This is a genomic window from Betaproteobacteria bacterium, assembly GCA_016720065.1.
GTDB lineage: Bacteria > Pseudomonadota > Gammaproteobacteria > Burkholderiales > Rhodocyclaceae > SSSZ01.
Map to the genome: position 1 here is coordinate 2,610,510 of JADJXY010000002.1, position 17,864 is coordinate 2,628,373.

General features: G+C 66.0%; 14 protein-coding genes and 1 pseudogene. 3 read left to right on the forward strand and 12 right to left on the reverse strand.

Going from position 1 to position 17,864, the window contains the following annotated elements; genetic code table 11:
* The first annotated feature begins 14 nt into the window (after positions 1-14).
* Positions 15-470, forward strand: a complete 456-nt coding sequence (locus IPM73_15480; GenBank protein MBK8919403.1) for a hypothetical protein — start codon at positions 15-17, stop codon at positions 468-470.
* A gap of 95 nt (positions 471-565) precedes the next feature.
* On the opposite strand, the gene IPM73_15485 is transcribed toward IPM73_15480, so the two are convergent.
* From IPM73_15485 to IPM73_15520, 8 genes and pseudogenes are all read right to left on the reverse strand, one after another.
* Positions 566-1,459 carry an AEC family transporter gene (locus IPM73_15485; GenBank protein ID MBK8919404.1) on the reverse strand — a complete coding sequence of 298 codons (894 nt, stop codon included), beginning with the start codon at positions 1,457-1,459 and terminating at the stop codon, positions 566-568.
* A gap of 258 nt (positions 1,460-1,717) precedes the next feature.
* Positions 1,718-2,221, reverse strand: a complete 504-nt coding sequence (locus IPM73_15490; protein MBK8919405.1) for a hypothetical protein — start codon at positions 2,219-2,221, stop codon at positions 1,718-1,720.
* Positions 2,222-2,479: 258 nt separating this feature from the next.
* Positions 2,480-3,292 (reverse strand): ABC transporter ATP-binding protein, encoded by an 813-nt coding sequence (locus IPM73_15495; protein ID MBK8919406.1) that lies wholly within the window; start codon positions 3,290-3,292, stop codon positions 2,480-2,482.
* A gap of 61 nt (positions 3,293-3,353) precedes the next feature.
* A pseudogene (locus IPM73_15500) lies at positions 3,354-4,667 on the reverse strand (ABC transporter substrate-binding protein).
* 63 nt (positions 4,668-4,730) lie between these two features.
* Positions 4,731-5,807, reverse strand: coding sequence for a branched-chain amino acid ABC transporter permease (locus tag IPM73_15505; GenBank protein MBK8919407.1), 1,077 nt, complete (start codon positions 5,805-5,807; stop codon positions 4,731-4,733).
* Between the two features lie 16 nt (positions 5,808-5,823).
* Positions 5,824-6,738 carry a branched-chain amino acid ABC transporter permease gene (locus IPM73_15510; protein MBK8919408.1) on the reverse strand — a complete coding sequence of 305 codons (915 nt, stop codon included), beginning with the start codon at positions 6,736-6,738 and terminating at the stop codon, positions 5,824-5,826.
* A gap of 13 nt (positions 6,739-6,751) precedes the next feature.
* On the reverse strand, positions 6,752-7,552 hold the full coding sequence (locus IPM73_15515) for an ABC transporter ATP-binding protein (GenBank protein ID MBK8919409.1): 801 nt from the start codon (positions 7,550-7,552) through the stop codon (positions 6,752-6,754).
* 33 nt (positions 7,553-7,585) lie between these two features.
* Complete coding sequence (locus IPM73_15520) at positions 7,586-9,553, reverse strand: AMP-binding protein (GenBank protein MBK8919410.1); 1,968 nt, start codon at positions 9,551-9,553, stop codon at positions 7,586-7,588.
* 354 nt (positions 9,554-9,907) lie between these two features.
* On the opposite strand from IPM73_15520, the gene IPM73_15525 reads away from it, so the two are divergent.
* A complete protein-coding gene (locus IPM73_15525; GenBank protein MBK8919411.1) occupies positions 9,908-10,354 on the forward strand; it encodes a hemerythrin in 447 nt (148 codons plus the stop codon).
* Positions 10,355-10,465: 111 nt separating this feature from the next.
* On the opposite strand, the gene IPM73_15530 is transcribed toward IPM73_15525, so the two are convergent.
* Together IPM73_15530 and IPM73_15535 are read right to left on the reverse strand one after the other, a co-directional pair.
* Complete coding sequence (locus IPM73_15530; GenBank protein ID MBK8919412.1) at positions 10,466-12,028, reverse strand: hypothetical protein; 1,563 nt, start codon at positions 12,026-12,028, stop codon at positions 10,466-10,468.
* Entirely contained in the window at positions 12,018-12,536 is a 519-nt protein-coding gene (locus IPM73_15535) for a PAS domain-containing protein (protein MBK8919413.1), read from the reverse strand. The genes IPM73_15530 and IPM73_15535 overlap by 11 nt, the downstream gene beginning before the upstream one ends.
* A 233-nt stretch (positions 12,537-12,769) precedes the next feature.
* Here IPM73_15535 and IPM73_15540 point away from each other — a divergent pair, with 233 nt between their 5' ends.
* Positions 12,770-14,545, forward strand: a complete 1,776-nt coding sequence (locus IPM73_15540; GenBank protein ID MBK8919414.1) for a calcium-binding protein — start codon at positions 12,770-12,772, stop codon at positions 14,543-14,545.
* Positions 14,546-14,713: 168 nt separating this feature from the next.
* On the opposite strand, the gene IPM73_15545 is transcribed toward IPM73_15540, so the two are convergent.
* On the reverse strand, positions 14,714-16,060 hold the full coding sequence (locus IPM73_15545; protein ID MBK8919415.1) for an HlyD family type I secretion periplasmic adaptor subunit: 1,347 nt from the start codon (positions 16,058-16,060) through the stop codon (positions 14,714-14,716).
* The gene (locus IPM73_15550; GenBank protein MBK8919416.1) at positions 16,047-17,735 is read right to left on the reverse strand and encodes a type I secretion system permease/ATPase; all 1,689 of its coding nucleotides are present in this window, start codon (positions 17,733-17,735) and stop codon (positions 16,047-16,049) included. The genes IPM73_15545 and IPM73_15550 overlap by 14 nt, the downstream gene beginning before the upstream one ends.
* Positions 17,736-17,864 lie beyond the last annotated feature (129 nt).

A 17,864-nucleotide genomic window follows, 5' to 3' on the forward strand; every position in this document is an offset into this window, starting at 1 on the left:
ACGGAGACGACACCATGGCCCATGATCAGAACAACACCAACGACCCCCTCAATTTCGTGCGCGGCATGTGGGGCAACATGGGATTCTCCCTGCCCGGCATGGTGGCCCCGACTTTCGACGAAGAAGAACTGGAACAGCGCATCAGCGACCTCAAGACGGTAGAAGGCTGGTTGCGCATGAATCTCTCCATGCTGCAAATGACCATTCAGGGCCTGGAGATGCAAAAGACCACCATCACCGCGGTCAAGGCCGTCGGAACCATGGCCAGCAATGCCATGCACGCTGGCACCCCTGAAGCCGGCAGTGCCCCGGCACCGCAAGATGACGCGGCATCCCAGGCGGCCCTCTGGCCCTGGACCATGATGCAGCAGATGCAGGAGCATTTGCAGAATCAGGCGGACGCCATCAAGACCGCCGCCCCGGCCCCGGCCCCGAAAAAACCGCGTCCGCGGCGCAGCCCCAAGGCCTGACCGGCCACCCCCTCGGGCTGGCGGCTCAGCGCCTGTGAAATTTTCGGGCGCGGCTGGGCATGACGAGCGGGGGTGAGTGAAATTTTCACCGGCTCTCAGGAAACCCAGGCTGCCCAGAATGGCAGGGTCAGCATGGAACCCAGGGTGGTCACGGAAATGAGCCAGGCGACACTCCTGCCGTCCCCGCCCATGCGGGTAGCGAGGATATAGGCCGACGACGCCGTCGGCAGCGCGGCAAACAGGACCGCCACCTGAAAACCAAGCCCTTCAAGCCCCAGGGCGCGACCGATGACCCAGGCACACGCCGGCAGGGCAACCAGTTTCACCAGGCCGATCCACAGCGCCGCTCCACGCAGGGCGCCACCCCCCTCGAGGCGCAACGCCGCCCCGACCGCGATCAGCCCCAGAGCCACCGCCGCATCGGCCAGACGCCCAAGAAAGGACGCCACCGGCAGCGGAGGCGTCCAGCCGGCCAGGTTGAGCAGAAAGCCGGTGGCGGTGCCCCAGATCAACGGATTGCGGATGATTTCCCGCACAAGACCCGAGTCGCCGTGGCGGGCCAGAACCCAGACCGAAACCAGGTTGGCCAACGGGACGGCCGCCCCCACCACCAGCCCCATGGTGGCGATTCCCGGAGCCCCGTAGAGCATGCCAGCCACGGCCAGCGCAATGTAGGAATTGAAGCGATAGGCGCACTGATAGATGGACGCAAAGCCCAGGGCCGGCGGCGAAGAGACGAGCCGCGGCAGCCAGCCCAGCACCATGCCCACCCCCATGGTGGCAAAGGCGGTGGCCAGCAGGGGCGCCGCCGCCGCGAGGTCGAGGCGGGTGCGGACGATGGCATGGATGAGCAGGGCCGGAAAAAGGACGAAATAGACCAGCTTCTCGACCCCGCCCCAGAAGACGTCGCCCAGATGCATGAAGCGCCGCAACAGCGTCCCCAGAAGGATGAGGGCAAAATCGGGGGCGAGCAGGAGCGCGGTATTCATGCCCGGATTTTAGCCAGCCCGGAGGTACTCACCATTGTGGACATCCGCAGGCCAGGCCGGTAACCGGAGTGTCAGGTCAGCATTCAACCTAGTGGTCAGTCAGATAGGTTTGCGTCGATGCCGAGGCGCGCATCCGCGCCCCGATCGCGCGAAGCGAACCGCAGCCATAGCCGAAGCTATGGCGAGGATGAGCGACAAAGCGAGCGGGGATGCGGGGCGTGCCGAACATAGCTGAACCTATGTGACTGACTACTAGGATCAACCCGCGGTTTCGCAGGCGGCCAGCAGGTCGGCCTCGATCTCCAGTTCGATCCCCTCGCGCAGGGCCTGATCGAGAAAATGGCCCTGGTAAAGGCGGTAGGCATTGGCCGCCCGGCGCGCCCAAGGCGTCTCCCAGGACTGAACCCGCAGGCGTACCAGACCGACCTGCTCTTCGCGTGCGGCTTCCGGCCGACTGACGCAGGGTCGCGCCCGAGCCAGGCGGATGAATTCCTCCCGGCTGAGTCGCTCCACGGATTTGCCCGCATCGGGACAGACCTCGAGCCGCCGCGGCCGAATCTCCGCCGCCAGTACCGTCCCCTTGAGCCAAAAGACCGGATCGGTGACGATCCAACCCGCCCCGCCCTCGCGATAAGCCACGCAAGCCCCCGGCCGCTGCAATTCCGGCTGCGCAAACACCATACGCGCCGAAGCCCGCAAGGCCGGCTCGTCGGCAAACAACACGCCCGACAAGAGCGCCAGAACAAGACCCCCGAACCGCATGCGATCCCCCCTCAAGAATCGGAACATCCCACAGAACAACACCGCCCCCCAAGCGAAGCGGCAGATCGTCACTCCGTCGCTTGCTGCCGTCGCCCCCCCAGCAGCGAAGCAAGCGGCCCCCCATTCTAAACCGCCCGCCCCCCACCCCCCACCGCGGGTCGCAAAGTAGCCCCCGCCAGCTAGGCGGAGCGGGGCGCCGTGGGCTCCCTGCCCACAAGCCCCGCGACAACGACGCTGGCGGGGGCGCCCTGCGACCCGCTAGAGCCAACGTTTGCGGCGGCGGTAGTGCTTCGCGTTGCGAAACGAAGTTCTCCCCTCCGCTGAAAGCCCGAGGTAGAACTCCTTCACGTCCTCGTTATCGCGCAACTCCGCGGCAGCCCCCTCCATGACCACCCGACCGCTCTCCAGGATGTAGCCAAAATCCGCGTGGGCCAGGGCGACGAGTGTGTTCTGCTCGGCCAGCAGGAAACTCACTTTTTCCCGCGTGTTGAGATCCTTCACGATGGAAAAAATCTCCGCGACGATCTGGGGCGCCAGCCCCATGGAAGGTTCGTCGAGGAGGATCATTTCCGGCTGAGCCATGAGGGCGCGGCCGATGGCGCACATCTGCTGCTCGCCACCCGAGGTATAGCCTGCCTGGGAACCGCGGCGCTCCTTCAGGCGCGGGAAGTAGTGGTAGACCCGCTCCAGGCCCTGGCGTAATTCCGCCCGGGAAACCTTGCGGCTGTAAGCCCCGGTGAGGAGATTTTCCTCGATGCTCAGATGGGCGAAGCAGTGCCTGCCCTCCATGACCTGGATGACCCCCTGCTGCACCAGTTCGCTCGGGCTGAGGCGGTCGATGCGCGCCCCCTTGAATTCGATGCTGCCTTTGGTGACATCGCCACGTTCCGCCCGCAGAAGATTGCTCACCGCCTTCAGGGTCGTCGTCTTGCCGGCGCCGTTGGCCCCCAGGAGCGCAACGATGCCTCCCCGCGGCACGCGGAGGGAAACGCCCTTCAACACCAGGATCACATGGTCGTAGATGACCTCGATGTTGTTGATCGCAAGGTAGGCCTCGCCATTCGGCGTCATGCCCTCTCCCCCGGGGAATGCGTTCCCCTCCGTCCCCCTTCTCCCTTCCCTCTTGCCACCCCTAGCTCTCCTTCGCGCAATCCCGGGGCGTGATGCCTTTTTCCTTGGCGTACTGGCGCGCAGTGGCCTGGAAGAGGGGGTGGATGAGGGCCTTGTTGCCCTCCAGCCAGTCAGAGATCACGACCCAGCGCGTGCCGTCCCACTGCTGGATTTTCACCTTGCCGGAACCTTCGTGATTGGCGCAGGAAGTGCGGACTTCCGGCAGCAGCCCCGTCGCGCCCAGGGTCTTGAGGCGGGCTTCGGTGATGTTGAGGTTTTCCATGCCCCAGCGCACCTGCTCCCCGCTCATGGCCTTGCCCTTGCCGTACTTTTCCTGGGCCCTGCGGATGGCCTCCACGGACAGGATGGCGCTGGAAACCCCCCGGTTGTAGAGGATGGTTCCAATCTTGCCCGGGTCGGAGAGATTGCCCTTGCCGGCGCCGTAGACCGTCTTCTCGATGTCGGCGATGAGCGGCACCGTCTTGCCTGCCACGTTGAAGGTCGCCGAAAGATAGCCCTTGGCGGCGTCGCCGGCCGGCACCGTATCCTCCTCCGATCCCGCCCACCAGGAACCGATGATGCGGTCTCGGGGGAAGCCCACCTTCTGGGCAGCCTTGAGGGCCGTCTGATTCATGACCCCCCAGCCCCAGAAAATGACGTAATCCGGCTTCTCCTGGCGAATCTTGAGCCACTGTGCCCCCTGCTCGTTGCCCGGGTGGGCGACGGGGATCTGCACCAGATCGAACTTGCCCAGGCGCGACTCGGCCTCCAGGGCCAGGATGGCCTCCTTGCCGTAGGCCGAGTCATGGTAGAGATAGACGATCTTCTTGCCGGCCAGAGTGCCCTTCTCCTTGTCGCGCAGGAATTTCACGATGGCCGAAGCCTGCATCTGGTAGGTGGTCACCAGGGGAAAAGCATAGGGGAAGACCGATCCGTCAGTGGCATCGGTACGACCAGAGCCGACCATGGCGAGGGGAATGCGGTCCGCCGCCGTCTTGTCAATGAGGGCGTAGGAAATCCCGGTGGACAGCGGATGGATCGGCCCTGCGGAAGTCTTGGCGCGGGACTTCAGCCGCTAGTAGCACTCGACGCCCTTGGCGTTGTTGTACTCGGTTTCGCACTCCTCCCACACCATTTTCACGCCGTTCACCCCACCCTCTTTCAGGTTGACGTAGTTGAGGTAGTCGATGAAGCCGCCGAAGAGCGCCATGCCGTTGGCCCCGTAAGGTCCGACCCGATAGGAGGTGATGGGAAAGAACTGCTCCTCGGCGGCTCCGGCGGCAAGGGCAAGACTGGCGAGAAGGGCGGCGAGAAGAGGTTTGGTCGAGCGGGTCATGGAACATCTCCAGGGGGTGTCACGGACGAAGACACCTTTGCTTTATAGACGAAAACTGGCGCTTCAGTGGGGGAAGGGCCACAAACGCAGCTTTTCCTTGGCAATCTGCCACAAACGGGCCAGGCCGTGGGGTTCGACGATGAGGAAAAACATGATGAGCGCCCCGAAGAGAAGGATCTGGACGTGGGACACCGTGGCACTGGAAAAGGGCAGCCCCAAAAAGGCCGCAGCCGCCGGCAAGCTGAGATCGAGGGCGATGGGCAGAAGCAGGATGAACGCTGCCCCCAGGAAACTGCCCAGAATCGACCCGACGCCGCCAATGATGATCATGAAGAGGATGCGGAAGGACAGGTCGAGGGAAAAGCCGTCCGGCTCCACCGACCCCAGGTAGCAGAAGGCGTAGAGGGCACCCGCCACGCCGCAGTAGAAGGAACTGATGGCGAAGGCCAGCAGCTTGGCAGGCATGAGCCGGATGCCGATGACGGCGGCTGCCACGTCCATATCGCGCACCGCCATCCAGGCACGGCCGGTTGCGGAGCGCACCAGATTTTTTGCCGCCAGGGCCATGAGGACGACGATGCTCAGCACCAGCAGGTACTTCTCCCGCGGCGTCTCGAAAGCATGCCCCAGGATGACCACCTTCTGGGCGGATATGACCCCGGAGGACGAATGATTGGATAGCCAGGGAAACTTGGTCAGGCACCAGACGATGAAAAACTGGGCAGCCAGCGTGGCCACCGCCAGATAGAAGCCCTTGATGCGCAAGCTGGGCAGCCCGAACAGAACGCCCACCCCGGCGGCGGTGAGTCCGGCAAGGGCAAAGCTGAGCAGGATGGGAATCCCCTCGACGCGCAATTGGAAGTTATAGGCGGCATAGGCCCCCACGGCCATGAAGGCCGCCGACCCCAGGGAAAGCTGCCCCGCGTAGCCCGTAAGCAGATTGAGCCCCAGGGCTGCCAGGGAAAAAACCAGAAAAGGCACGAGTATGGCCGAAAGCCAGTACTCACTCGCAACCCAGGGCACCCCGACAAAAGCGAGCAGCAGCAAGAGCCCCATCCCCACCCGCTCCTGGCGCAGCGGAAAGAGTTGTTGATCCGCTGCGTAACTGGTCTTGAACTGCCCCGTCTCACGATAGAACATCGCGCCTCACCTCTCTTCAGACCCTGTCAATGTGCTTTTCCACGAACAGTCCCTCGGGTCTGATCAGCAGAAAGAGCAGGGCCAGAACGTACGGGAACCACCCCTCGATGCCGCCGAAGTTGCCGCCAAATACGTCCTGCAACAGGGGTGGGATGTAAATTTCCGCCAGTTTCTCCGAGGCCCCGATGATGAGGCCGCCGACGATGGCCCCGGGCACTGAGGTAAACCCCCCCAGAATCAACACCGGCAGGGCCTTGAGGGCGGTGAAGGTGAGGGCGAACTGCACGCCGTTGCGCGCCCCCCAGAGCAGGCCCGCCACCAGGGCGACGAAGCCGGCAACGCCCCATACGATGGCCCAGATGTGTTGCAGGGGAATGCCAATGGACAAGGCCGCCTGATGGTCGTCGGCCACGGCCCTCAGGGCACGGCCGATGCGGGTGTATTGGAAGAGCAGGGCCAGGGCCGTCACCAGCACCGCCGCAACCCCCGCCGCCACCAGGTCGAAGCGCGACACCACCATGCCCGTCGCCTCCAGGATAGCCTCGATGGGTTCGTCCACGATGCCCAGGTCTAGGGGTCGAGGCGCGTTGCCGAAGAGCAGTGGGGCGAGGCCCTCGATGAAGAAGGCCAGACCGATGGTGGCCATGAAGAGGGCAATGGGCGGCTGATTGACCAGACGCCGCAGCACGAAGCGCTCGGTGGCAATGCCGAAAGCCGTCATCAGGACAAAGGCGAGGATGATGGCGAGCCACAGCGGAGCGCCTTTCTCCAGTCCACCGACCACCGTCAGGGCGGCCAGATAGACCATGGCCCCCTGGGCGAAGTTGAACACGCCGGACGCCTTGAAAATAAGCACGAAGCCCAGGGCGACCAAGGCGTACATGACCCCGGAAAGGAGGCCGCCAATGAGGATTTCAAAGAAGAATTGCATGGTTGGGAATCCTTCAGTGCGGCACGCCCAGATAGGCGCGAATGACCTCTTCGTCGGCCCGCACGGCATCGGGCGTGCCGTCGCCGATCTTGCGGCCGTAGTCCAGGACCACCACCCGGTCTGAGATGTCCATCACCACGCCCATGTCGTGCTCGATGAGGACGATGGTGGTGCCGAACTCGTCGTTCACGTCGAGGATGAAACGGCACATGTCCTGTTTTTCTTCCACGTTCATGCCGGCCATGGGTTCGTCCAGGAGCAGCAGTTCCGGTTCCGCCGCGAGGGCGCGCCCCAACTCGACCCGCTTTTGCAGGCCGTAGGGCAGACGGCCCACGGGGGTTTTGCGGATGGCCTGGATCTCCAGGAAATCGATGATTTCCTCGACCCGGCGGCGGTGCTCCATTTCTTCCCGCCACGCCCGGCCGATCCACAGGGCATGCTCCAGGAAGGTGGCCTTCATGCGGGTGATGCGGCCGGTCATGATGTTGTCCAGGACCGTCATGCCGCGGAACAGGGCGATGTTCTGGAAGGTACGGGCGATGTGGTGGCTGGCGGCGTCGTGGGGCTCGATGCGCCGCCGCTCCTCGCCGCGAAAGACGATGCTGCCTTCCTGGGGGTGATAGACGCCGTTGATCACGTTCAGCATGGAACTCTTGCCCGCACCGTTGGGGCCGATGATGGCGCGAATCTCGCCCTCCCGCACGTCGAAGGAAATGTCGCTCAAGGCCCGCACCCCCCCAAAAGCGAGGGAAATATGGCGCAAATCGAGGATCACCTCGCCGATGCGGCGGTCACGGACGGAAGATTGGGTCATGGGGCGAACGGGTTGAGTCCGGGCAAAGTCATTTCAGGCCACCTTGCGCACGGTGGGAAAAACACGCGCCTCGACCAGGACGACATCGGCGGCCACCCTGCCGCGCCGCCCGTCCTCGAACTTGACCTCGGTCTCCACGTACTGGCTGGCCTTACCCCCGTACAGCGCCTCGACCAGCACAGCGTATTTCTCGGCGACGAAACCCCGCCGGACCTTGCGGGTGCGCGTCAGTTCGTCATCGTCGGGGTCGAGTTCCTTGTGCAGGACCAGGAAGCGTTGAATTTGGGCCTCGGCCATGAAGACATCCCGGGCCAAACCCGCATTGACGTCCTCGACGCATTGCCGGAGCAGTTCCCGCACCTCGGCCCGACCGGCCAGATCGGCATAACCGGCGTAGGAGAGCCCCCGCCTTTCCGCCCAGTTGCCCACGGCGCCCAGGTCGATATTGAGGAAGGCACAGACCCGGGGGCGGCCGCTGCCGAAGCACACGGCCTCCTTGATGTAGGGGTAGAACTTGAGCTTGTTCTCGATGTAATTGGGCGCGAAGAGGGCGCCGCCGGCAAGGCGGCCCACGTCCTGCGCCCGATCGATGATCTTGAGCTGGCCATCGTCGTCGAGAAATCCGGCATCACCGGTATGGAAGAAGCCCTCGGCGTCCACGGCCTCGGCGGTGGCCTCGGGTCGCCGGTGGTATTCCCGCAGCAGCATCGGACCCCGCACCAGCACTTCGCCCCCTGCCGAAATGCGCAGTTCCACCCCCGGCGCCGGTGCCCCGACCGTATCGTCACGCACGGCGCCATTGCGTTGCAGGCAGACGTAGGCACAGGTTTCCGTCTGGCCGTAGAGCTGCTTGAGGTTGACGCCGATGGAGCGATAGAAGCGGAAGAGGTCCGGACCGATGGCGGCCCCCGCCGTGTAGGCCGCCCGCAGACGGGAAAAACCGAGGACGTTCTTGAGGGGCCCGTAGATGACGCATTCCCCCAGCGCGTAGGCGAGGCGCTTGGCAAGACCTACCGGCCGGCCGTCCAGGATGTCCGCCCCGCAATCCCGGGCGAGGGCCATGGCACGCCCGTACATCCAGCGCTTCAGGGCACCGGCGTCCTCCATGCGAATGCTCACCTGGGTGAGCAATCCCTCGAACACCCGCGGCGGCGCGAAATAGAAAGTGGGCCCGATCTCCCGCAGGTCGTTGAGCACCGTTTCGGCCGACTCGGGGCAGTTGACGGTAAACCCGGCCACCAGGGCCTGGGCGTAGGAAAAAAGATGGTCGCCGACCCAGGCCATGGGCAGATAGGACAGCAGCGCATCGTCGGGCCCCAGGTCGTCGACACTGATCCCTCCCCGGGCGGCTGCAATGAGGGCGCCGTGGGTCTGGGCGACGCCCTTGGGGCGGCCGGTAGTCCCCGAGGTATAGAGGATGACCGCCACGTCACCGGGGTCGGCGGCGGCAACTTCCTGCTCGAAAAACCCTCCATGGGCCGCCTCGTACTGCCGGCCGAGTTCGAGCAGGTGGTGGAAATCGTGCAGGCCCGGCTGCTCGTAATGACGCAGGCCCCGCGGGTCGTCGTAAATGATGTATTCCAGCGCCGGCCAGTGGGTGCGGACTTCCAGCAACTTGTCCACCTGCTCCTGGTCCTCGGCGGCGACGAAGCGGATCGCAGCATCTTCCAGGACGAAACGCACCTCATCGGCGACGGCATCCTGGTAGAGGGGCACCGGAATGCCGCCCAGGCTTTGGGCGGCCGTCATCATCATGTACAGGTGGGGCCGGTTGTCGCCGATGATGGCGAGACACTCGCCGCGCCGGAACCCCAGGGCGGCGAGGGCGGCGGCCAAGGCGCGGACCCGCTCGGCCACCGCGGCCCAAGTCCAGGTCTGCCAGATGCCCAGATGCTTTTCGCGCAGGGCCGGCGCCCCCCCCCGCACGCGGGCGTGGCGCAGCAAGAGCCGCGGAAAAGTCGCCTCTCCCGCCGACACGTCGCCGGGTGCCGCATCCACCATGGAGTCTCCTTACGCCCTCTTTTTGGAGCCCCGCAAAAACCGGGATTGCCAGAGGGTCGATGGCGCCATTGTAGCCCCTGCGGGGGAAGCGGGAACAGGGCCGACGAAACTCGCCAGCAGAGCGACGATCCCCGCAAGATGCGGCGTAACCGATTGTTTTATAAAATGAATTATTTCGTAGACAATTTGCTCTCCAGGCCTATAGTGAAACCTTAGGCCCCGGAGTGAGGGATGCGCAGCGTCTCTGGCTCCGCCCCCGAGGACATTGCGAAAGCCGGCCCGGACCCGCCCCACACCCTGGGACGACTCCCCGCCCACCGGCCCGCCCCCGCGAAACCCACAAGGAGACACGGCATGGACGACCTTTCCCTGACACTGCTTCCCGAAGCCCTGATCGTCGACGTGCCGGAACTCGACGCGCAACACGAGGCGATCTTCGCCCAGATCGAAGCGCTCAAGGAGGCCTGCCTGGGCCGGGATGACGTTCCCGCCGCTCCCCTCGCCCTGCTCGTGGATTTGCTGTGTGGTCACTTCGCCACCGAAGAGCGCCTCGCCCGGGCGGCCGGCATCTACTTCGGCGCCCACGAGAGCGTGCATCGGGAAAGTCTGGTCGCCCTGGACCGCACCATCCATCGCGTGCGCCAGGGGGGGCTGGATGTCTTCTGCCTGCTGCGCTATCTGGAGTGCTGGTTCGAGCGCCACATTCTCGAACACGACATGCCTTTCGCCGAACGCTTGAACGCGGCCCACGCCCTGCCCCGCCCGCGCCCCGCCGCGATGCCCTTGCGGCTGCGCGCCTGAGCACCTGAGAGCCTTTCCGCCGCCCGCTCGCGGCACCCCCGCCGCCGCAGCCCCCCCTAAGCCACGACCTCGAACCCGGGGTCGTCCGCCCGGAGTTTCGGCGCCAGCCTGCTAACGCGCTGACCGCCCCAGGCGGGCGCGGGAGCGGCTTTCCAGGCGGAAGAGGCTGACCGCCTCGACCAGGGCGCCGGCCTGCTCCTCCAGGCTTTCGGCGGCCGCCGCGGCTTCTTCCACCAGGGCGGCGTTCTGCTGCGTCACGTCGTCCATCTGGCCCACCGCCTGGGTAACCTGCTCTATCCCCGCGCTCTGCTCGCGGCTGGCGTGGCTGATCTCTCCGATCAAGGCGGCGACCTTGCGGAAGCTCTCGACCACCTCGGTCATGGTTTCCCCTGCATCCTGGACCCGGCGGGTGCCATTCTTGACCGTATCGACGGACCCGCCGATGAGGGTCTTGATCTCCTTGGCCGCGCCCGCGCTGCGCTGGGCCAGATTGCGCACTTCGCTGGCCACCACGGCAAAGCCGCGTCCCTGCTCGCCCGCCCGGGCGGCCTCGACCGCCGCATTGAGGGCGAGGATATTGGTCTGGAAGGCGATGGAGTCGATGACCCCAATGATGTCGGCGATCTTGCGCGAACTCGCGTCGATCTCCGCCATGGTCTCCACCACCGACCCCACCAGCCCCCCCGCCTTCTGGGCGACAGCGTTGGCCTCGGCCGCCAGGGCTGCGGCCTGTTGGGCGTGTTCGGCATTCTGGCGCACCGTGGCGTTGAATTGCTCCATGCTCGACGAGGTTTCCTCCAGACTGGAGGCCTGCTCTTCCGTGCGCGCCGACAGATCCGTATTGCCCATGGCGATTTCCCGCGCCGCGGTATTGATCGTGTCGGCCGCCAGCTGGATCCGGCTCACCACGTCGCGCAACTGGTCCACCGTCGCGTTGGCGTCGTCCTTCAACTGGCCGAAAATGCCCTGATAGTCGGCTTCGACGCGACGGGACAGATCCCCCTCGGCGATGGCGCGCAGCACCCCGGCCACTTCCTGCAAACCCTGCTCGGTGGTGGTGGAAAGCGTATTCAAATCCCGCGCCAGGGTGAGGAAGAATCCATTGCGTCCGGCCTCCGCCAGGCGCTGGCTGAAGTCCCCCCGGGCGGCGGCGGCGATCAGCACGCCGACCTCCTCCTGGGCCAGACGGGTCTCCTCCCGCTGGGCGGCTTCCTGACGGGCCTGCCCCTCCAGGACGGAAAGGGACTGATTGCTGCCCTGAAGCGCATCGCGGAAGACACCGTGCAGCCCCACCGGCTGGGCCTTGCGGAAATACTTGCCTTCGCCCGCCATGCGCAGCACGGCCTGCTGCTCGCGGAAACAGGGCTCCAACTGATCGAGCATGTTGTTGATGCCCCAGCACAGTTCGCCCACGGCGTCCTTGGACCCGATATTGACCATGCGACCGGTGATCTTGCCTGCCGCCACCTCGCCGACCAGAAGGCGCAGGTGGTCGAGACGCACGTCGTTCGTGGCCCCGGAGCCCCGTCCGTCCCGTCGCGGGAAGAAAAGGAGCACCAGCCCGGCCAGGAAAAGCACGGCGGTCAGCCAGTCGAAGCCGTGCCGCAAGGAGGTCCACAGCGCCGCCACGGCCAGCAGCGCAACCAGGATGTACCCCTGAGCCTTAGAGTGCATGGATCAGCTCCTCATAACTCATGCCTTTATCCTTCAACACGCCCACCAGGAGCGCCAGGGAAGCATCGCAGGCGTCCCGCGCCCCCGCCTTGGTCTCGGCTTCCAGCATGGCCCGGTAAAGGCCCTCGATCACCGGCAGGGCGCTGCGCTTGGGGGCCCGGCGCACCGAGAGGTAACCGCTGATGTTGCCGGCCCCGTCGTAATCCGGCGTCACATGGGCGAAAACCCAGTAGAAGCTGCCGTCCTTGGCCATGTTCTTCACGTAGGCGAAAACCTCGCTGCCGGCGGCAATGTTGTCCCAGAGAAACTTGAACACCCCCCGCGGCATGTCCGGGTGACGGATGATGTTGTGCTGGGCGCCGAGCAGTTCCTTTTCGGAATAGCCCGAAAACTCGATGAAAATCTCGTTGCCGTAAGTGATGCGCCCCTTGGTGTCGGTCTTGGAGACGATGAAATCGTTCTCCCGCATGACCTTCTCCTGATTCGTGGGTTGAATCGGATTTTTCATGACCCCCTCCGGATTGTGGCTGCGACGTTTTGCGGCGAAGTATAGGCCAAGCGGCCTGCGCGGCCCATGCCTCAACCTTTGTTCGAAGACTTGCCATCCCCGTCGGCCCGCAGCCGTGCCTCGCGTCACCGCGCCGACCTGAGCGGCGCCCTGCCGAAACCCCGAGTCAAGGTAATCAAAAACATGATTAAGATCAATAGGTTTGCCCATGACCGCCAGCGGCGCCAAGCATCGTGGTATATTCGCAGGTCCTGAGACTGCCCCTGTTTCACGCCCCCGCCATGGCCCACATCGTCACCCGCTCCAACAGCATTCCCAGCCTGACGGCACACATGGAAGAGCTTCTCGGCGACTTCGAAGCACAGGTCTTCGAATTGCAGACCCTGACGGCCGGGATGCTGACCGATCTGACCATGGGGTTCTACATCAGCTACGCCGACAACACCCAGATCAACCTGGGTTGGAATTACGGCTTCAATGATGGCTACGGGACCATCCTCGGCAGCGGCTTCGCGGCGGTCGCCAATGGCGGCCGTGCAGTGGCCACTTCCCTCGACCTGTCGGGACATCATGGCGGGCACCCCATCGCGATTCACATGGGCGGCGGCGTCTCGGTTTCCCTCAACGGCCTGGGGGGATACGTGGCCGAAGCCTCCATCCAGTCCGGGTACACCTCCGTCGTGTTCCGGGGGCGGGTTCCCGTCACCACGGGAACCTCCGCGTATTCGTCCATCGAACTCACCCTTCCCGGCAGCGGTTCGGAGTTGTGGCGCCTCACCCTGACAGGCCAATTGACGGATAACGATTTTGGCGACATCTCCGGCACGGTGACCGCCATGACCTTGAGCCGTGACAGCTTCGGTTCGGGCTACGGTTTCGGGACGGTATTTTCCGTGTCCGGCATCTCCATTCCGGTCGAACGCCCCTTCGACGACGCCGATGACGTCAGCACTTTCCTCGGCCGCCTGTTTTCCGGCGGCGACTTCATCGAGGGCACCAGCGGCGTCGATACGCTCTACGGTTACGGCGGCGACGACATCCTGGACGGCAAGGCCGGGGCGGACACGTTGATTGGCGGGGTCGGCGACGACACCTACGTGATCGACGACCTCGGCGACCAGATCGCCGAAAGCGAGGGACAGGGCAGCGACACCGCTCGGCTGGCCCTGGCCGGGAGCGGCAGCACCACCCTGGCCGACAACGTCGAAAACGGCGTCCTTCTGGACGGCGTCGATTGGGCCCTCAGCGGCAATGATCTCGACAACCTCCTGCGCGGCAACACCCTGGACAACACCCTGAGCGGCGGCGACGGCGACGACGTGCTGGACGGCAAGGGCGGCGCCGATCTCCTGGCGGGAGGCGAGGGGGACGACGTCTATGTCATCGACGCCCTGGGCGACAGCGTCGTCGAGGCCTCCGACGCCGGCCACGACCTGCTGCGGGTGGGCATCCGCACCCGCGGAGGCAGTCTCACCCTGGCCGACAATGTCGAGGACGCCGTCCTCACCGCCCCGGTGGCGTTCACCCTGGTGGGCAACGACCTCGACAACCGCTTGACCGGCAACTACCGCAACGACAGCCTGCTGGGCGGGGCGGGGGACGATGTCCTCGACGGCCGCCGGGGTGCCGACCGGCTGGCGGGCGGCGCGGGCAACGACGCCTTGCGTGGAGGCGCCGGCGCCGATCAGTTCGTTTTCGACAGCGCCTTGAACGGCGTCAGCAACGTGGACCAGGTGCTCGATTTCGCCGCCGGGGATCGCCTGGTGCTGGACGACGCCATTTTCGCTGCCCTGGCGGGCGGGGTCACGGCGGCCCATCTGGCCAGTGGGGCCGGGCTTTCGGCGGCCACGACCGCCAGCCAGCACCTCCTCTACGACACCGGCAGCGGCGCCCTCTATTACGACGCCGACGGCGCCGGTGGCAGCGCCGCCACCCTCTTCGCCGTGCTCCATCTGGCCAACGGCAACGCGCCGCCACACCTCGCCGCCAGCGACTTCATCGTCGCCTGAGCGGCTGTGAATGAAGGTACTGCGCGGCCCGATTGCTTCGTTGGGCTGCGCACGCTCCTCGCCTTTCTCCGTGCAATGTCTCCTCGCTGCGCTCCGTCCGCCTCGCACTCGGGCCGTTCGCTACGATTTCTTCACAGCCTCTGATTCCGCCCCGTCCGGGACGGGGCATCAGCGTTCGCGGAAGGCGCGCCCCAGGGATTGGGTCACCGGGTCGAGGAGGTAGCCGATGGCCGTACGGCTGCGCACCCGCAGGTAGGCTTCCACCGGCATGCCCGCCTGCAGGGGGCCGACGCGGGCATCCTTGAGGGACTGCTCGTCCAGCGCCACCCGGGCCAGATAGTAGGGAGGCTGTTGCGCCCCCGGGTCGCTGAGGGCGTCGGCCGAGACGTATTCCAGGCGGCCCTGCACCAGGGGCGTGGTGCGCTGCTCGAAGGCCGTCAGGCGCACTTCGGCGGTCATGCCCAGGGTCAGATCGCTCACCGCTTCGGTGGGCAGCTTGAGCTCCGCCACCAGGGCCCGGTCCCGCGGCACGATTTCCATCAGCGTTTCCCGCGGGCCGACCACGGCCCCCAGGGTATGGACCTTGAGTTCGACCACCACACCGTCCGCCGGGGCGGTGATCTTCTGGCGTTCGCTGGCATCCAGGGCGGGCTTCACGCGCTGCTGCAATTCGTTCAGGCGGTCGTTGGATTCCTTGAGCTCCGAAGCCGCCGTCTCGCGGTAGGTGTTGCGCAGGCCCTCGATGCGGAAGAGCAGGTCGCTCTGCTTCTGTTTTGCCCGGGCCAGATCGGCCTCGTGCTCGGCCAGTCGGGAGGCGTAATCCGCCTCGGCCCGGTCGAAGGCGAGCATGCGGGTGGGGGAAATGTAGCCCTTGTCGAGCAGCGCCCGGTTGGCCCGGGCCTCGTCGCGCATGGTACGGATTCCGGCGTGGTCGGCCTGCACCTGGCGCTCGGTGGCGGCCGCCTCGTCAGCGGCGTCCCGGGCCTGGCGCCCGAGGATGTCGACCTGCTGGTTGAGGATGGCCCGACGCTGCTGGAAGATGTCGGCCTCCTTATGGCGGATCTCCGCCACCTCCGGCCGTTTGGTGGCAGCTTCCAGATCCGCCGGCCAGACCACCCGGGGAGCCATTTCGCGCTCCGCCCGCAGGCGCCCATTCTTGGCTGCCTCGGAAAAATACTGCTGGTCGAGGAGGTCGAGGGAAGCGCTCACCCGCACGTCCTCCAGGACGATCAGGGTCTGGCCCTGGCGCACTTCGTCGCCGTTCCTCACCTGGATGGCTTTGACGATGCCGCCTTCCTGGTGCTGCACCACCTGGCGATAACTCTCGACCTTGAGCTGGCCGTGGCCGATCACCGCGCTGTCCAGAGGTGCTGCGACGCCCCACAGGAGGAGCAGGACCAGACTGCCCAGGGCCGCCGCGGCGCCCCGACGGCCCCATTTGCGCACCTCGCGCGCCTCCGCCGGCTCTTCCCCTGCCGGCCCCTGGCCGGCGAGCCAGGACCTAAGCGCGCCCACGTTTATCCCCCTGTGGCATGGACGTCACCGGGGCCAGCTTGGCCAGGATTTCCTCCCGCGGACCGAAGGCCGCCACCGCCCCCTCCTTCAGGATGAGCAGCCGGTCGGCCCGGGCCAGCAGGCTGGGCTTGTGGCACACCATGACCGCGGTGACGCCGGCCTGCTTGAGGCGGTCCAGGCTTGCCAGCAGCGCCTGATCGCCGTCGGCGTCCAGGTTGGCGTTGGGCTCGTCGAGGACGACCAGTTGGGGCCGGCCGTAGAGGGCGCGGGCCAGGGCCACCCGCTGCCGCTGGCCGCCGGAAAGGTTTTCGCCATTGATGCCGATTTCGGTGGCGTAGCCTTCGGGCAGCCCGAGGATCAGGCTGTGGACGCCGGCCGCCTGGGCGGCTTCGATCACCGCGGCGTCATCCACCGGCCCCATGCGGGCGATGTTCTCCGCCACGGTGCCGGGAAACAGCTCGATATCCTGGGGCAGGTAGCCGATCTGGCGCCCCAGGGCCTCGGCGTCCCAATGCCCGACCTCGGCGCCGTCGAGGCGTATCGCCCCGGCCTGGGGGGACCACACGCCGGTCAGCAGGCGGACCAGGGTCGATTTGCCTGAGCCGCTGGGTCCGATGACCCCGAGAAACTCCCCCGCCGCCAGGTTGAAACTGACCCCCTTGAGGATGGCCGGCTGCCCCGGGCGGATACCGAAGGACACCCGATCCGCGACCACCTCGCCCTTGAGGGGCGGCAGTTGCAGGGGCTTGGGTTTTTCCGCCCGACTGGTAAAGGCTGCGTCGAGGCGCCGGTAGGCCACCCGGGCTTCGCCGATGAGCTTCCATTGCGCGATCAGCTGCTCCACCGGGGCCAGGGCACGGCCCAGGATGAGGGTGGTGGCCATCATCACCCCCGGCGTGACGTGCTGGTCGATGACCAGATAGGCCCCTGCGGCCAGCATGAGCACCTGGATCAGTTGCCGCGCAAAGCGGGTGCCGCCGGATAGCCAGGAGGTGGCGCGGGCCACGTCGTTCTGCTGGCGCAGGGCCTCGCGATTGTGGCGCCCCCAGCGTTCGACCACGTCGCGGTACATGCCCAGGGCCTTGACCACTTCGGCATTGCGGCTGCCGACGTCGATGAAGCGGCCGGCCTTGCGGGTGGCGTCCTGGATCGACTCCAGGGGTTTCTGGGTGAGGCGAAAATTGAGCACCGCCAGCCCGACCAGGGCCAGGGCGGAGAGGACCGCCAGGGTGCCGAGGAGGGGATGAAACAGATAGATGACGACAATGAAGAAGGGCAGCCAGGGCGCCTCCAGCAGCGCCACGATGCCCGGCCCGCCAAAGAAGCTGCGCAGGATGCCCGCATCCCGGGCCAGGAAGGCCAGGCGGCCGGGGGTGGGCGAAGCGGCGTCTTCCAGCACCCGCAGCATCACGGTCTCGCCCAGAAGCCGGTCCACCAGGGCGCTGACCCCGGCCAGCAGGCGGCCCCGCATCCAGTCGATGACGAGGTAGAGCGCCAGGAGACCGACGGTAATGGCGGTGAGCCAGAACAGGGTCTCGTCGCTGCGGCTGGTGAACACCCGGTCGAACACCTGCAGCATGTACAGGGTGGGGGCCAGCAGCAGCAGGTTGAGAAAAAAGCTCATCACCCCGGCGTGAACCAGGACGTGGCGATAAGTGCGAAGGAGTTCCTGCATGGCCGATCGGCGCTCAAAAGAATGTCCCGCCGGGGGCCGGGAACGTCCCGGATGATACCGCAAGGGTCAAGCCGGAACGACTGCGGCGCCCCCCCCGGAACGCCCTCCCCGGGGACCGGGGGGGGCGCC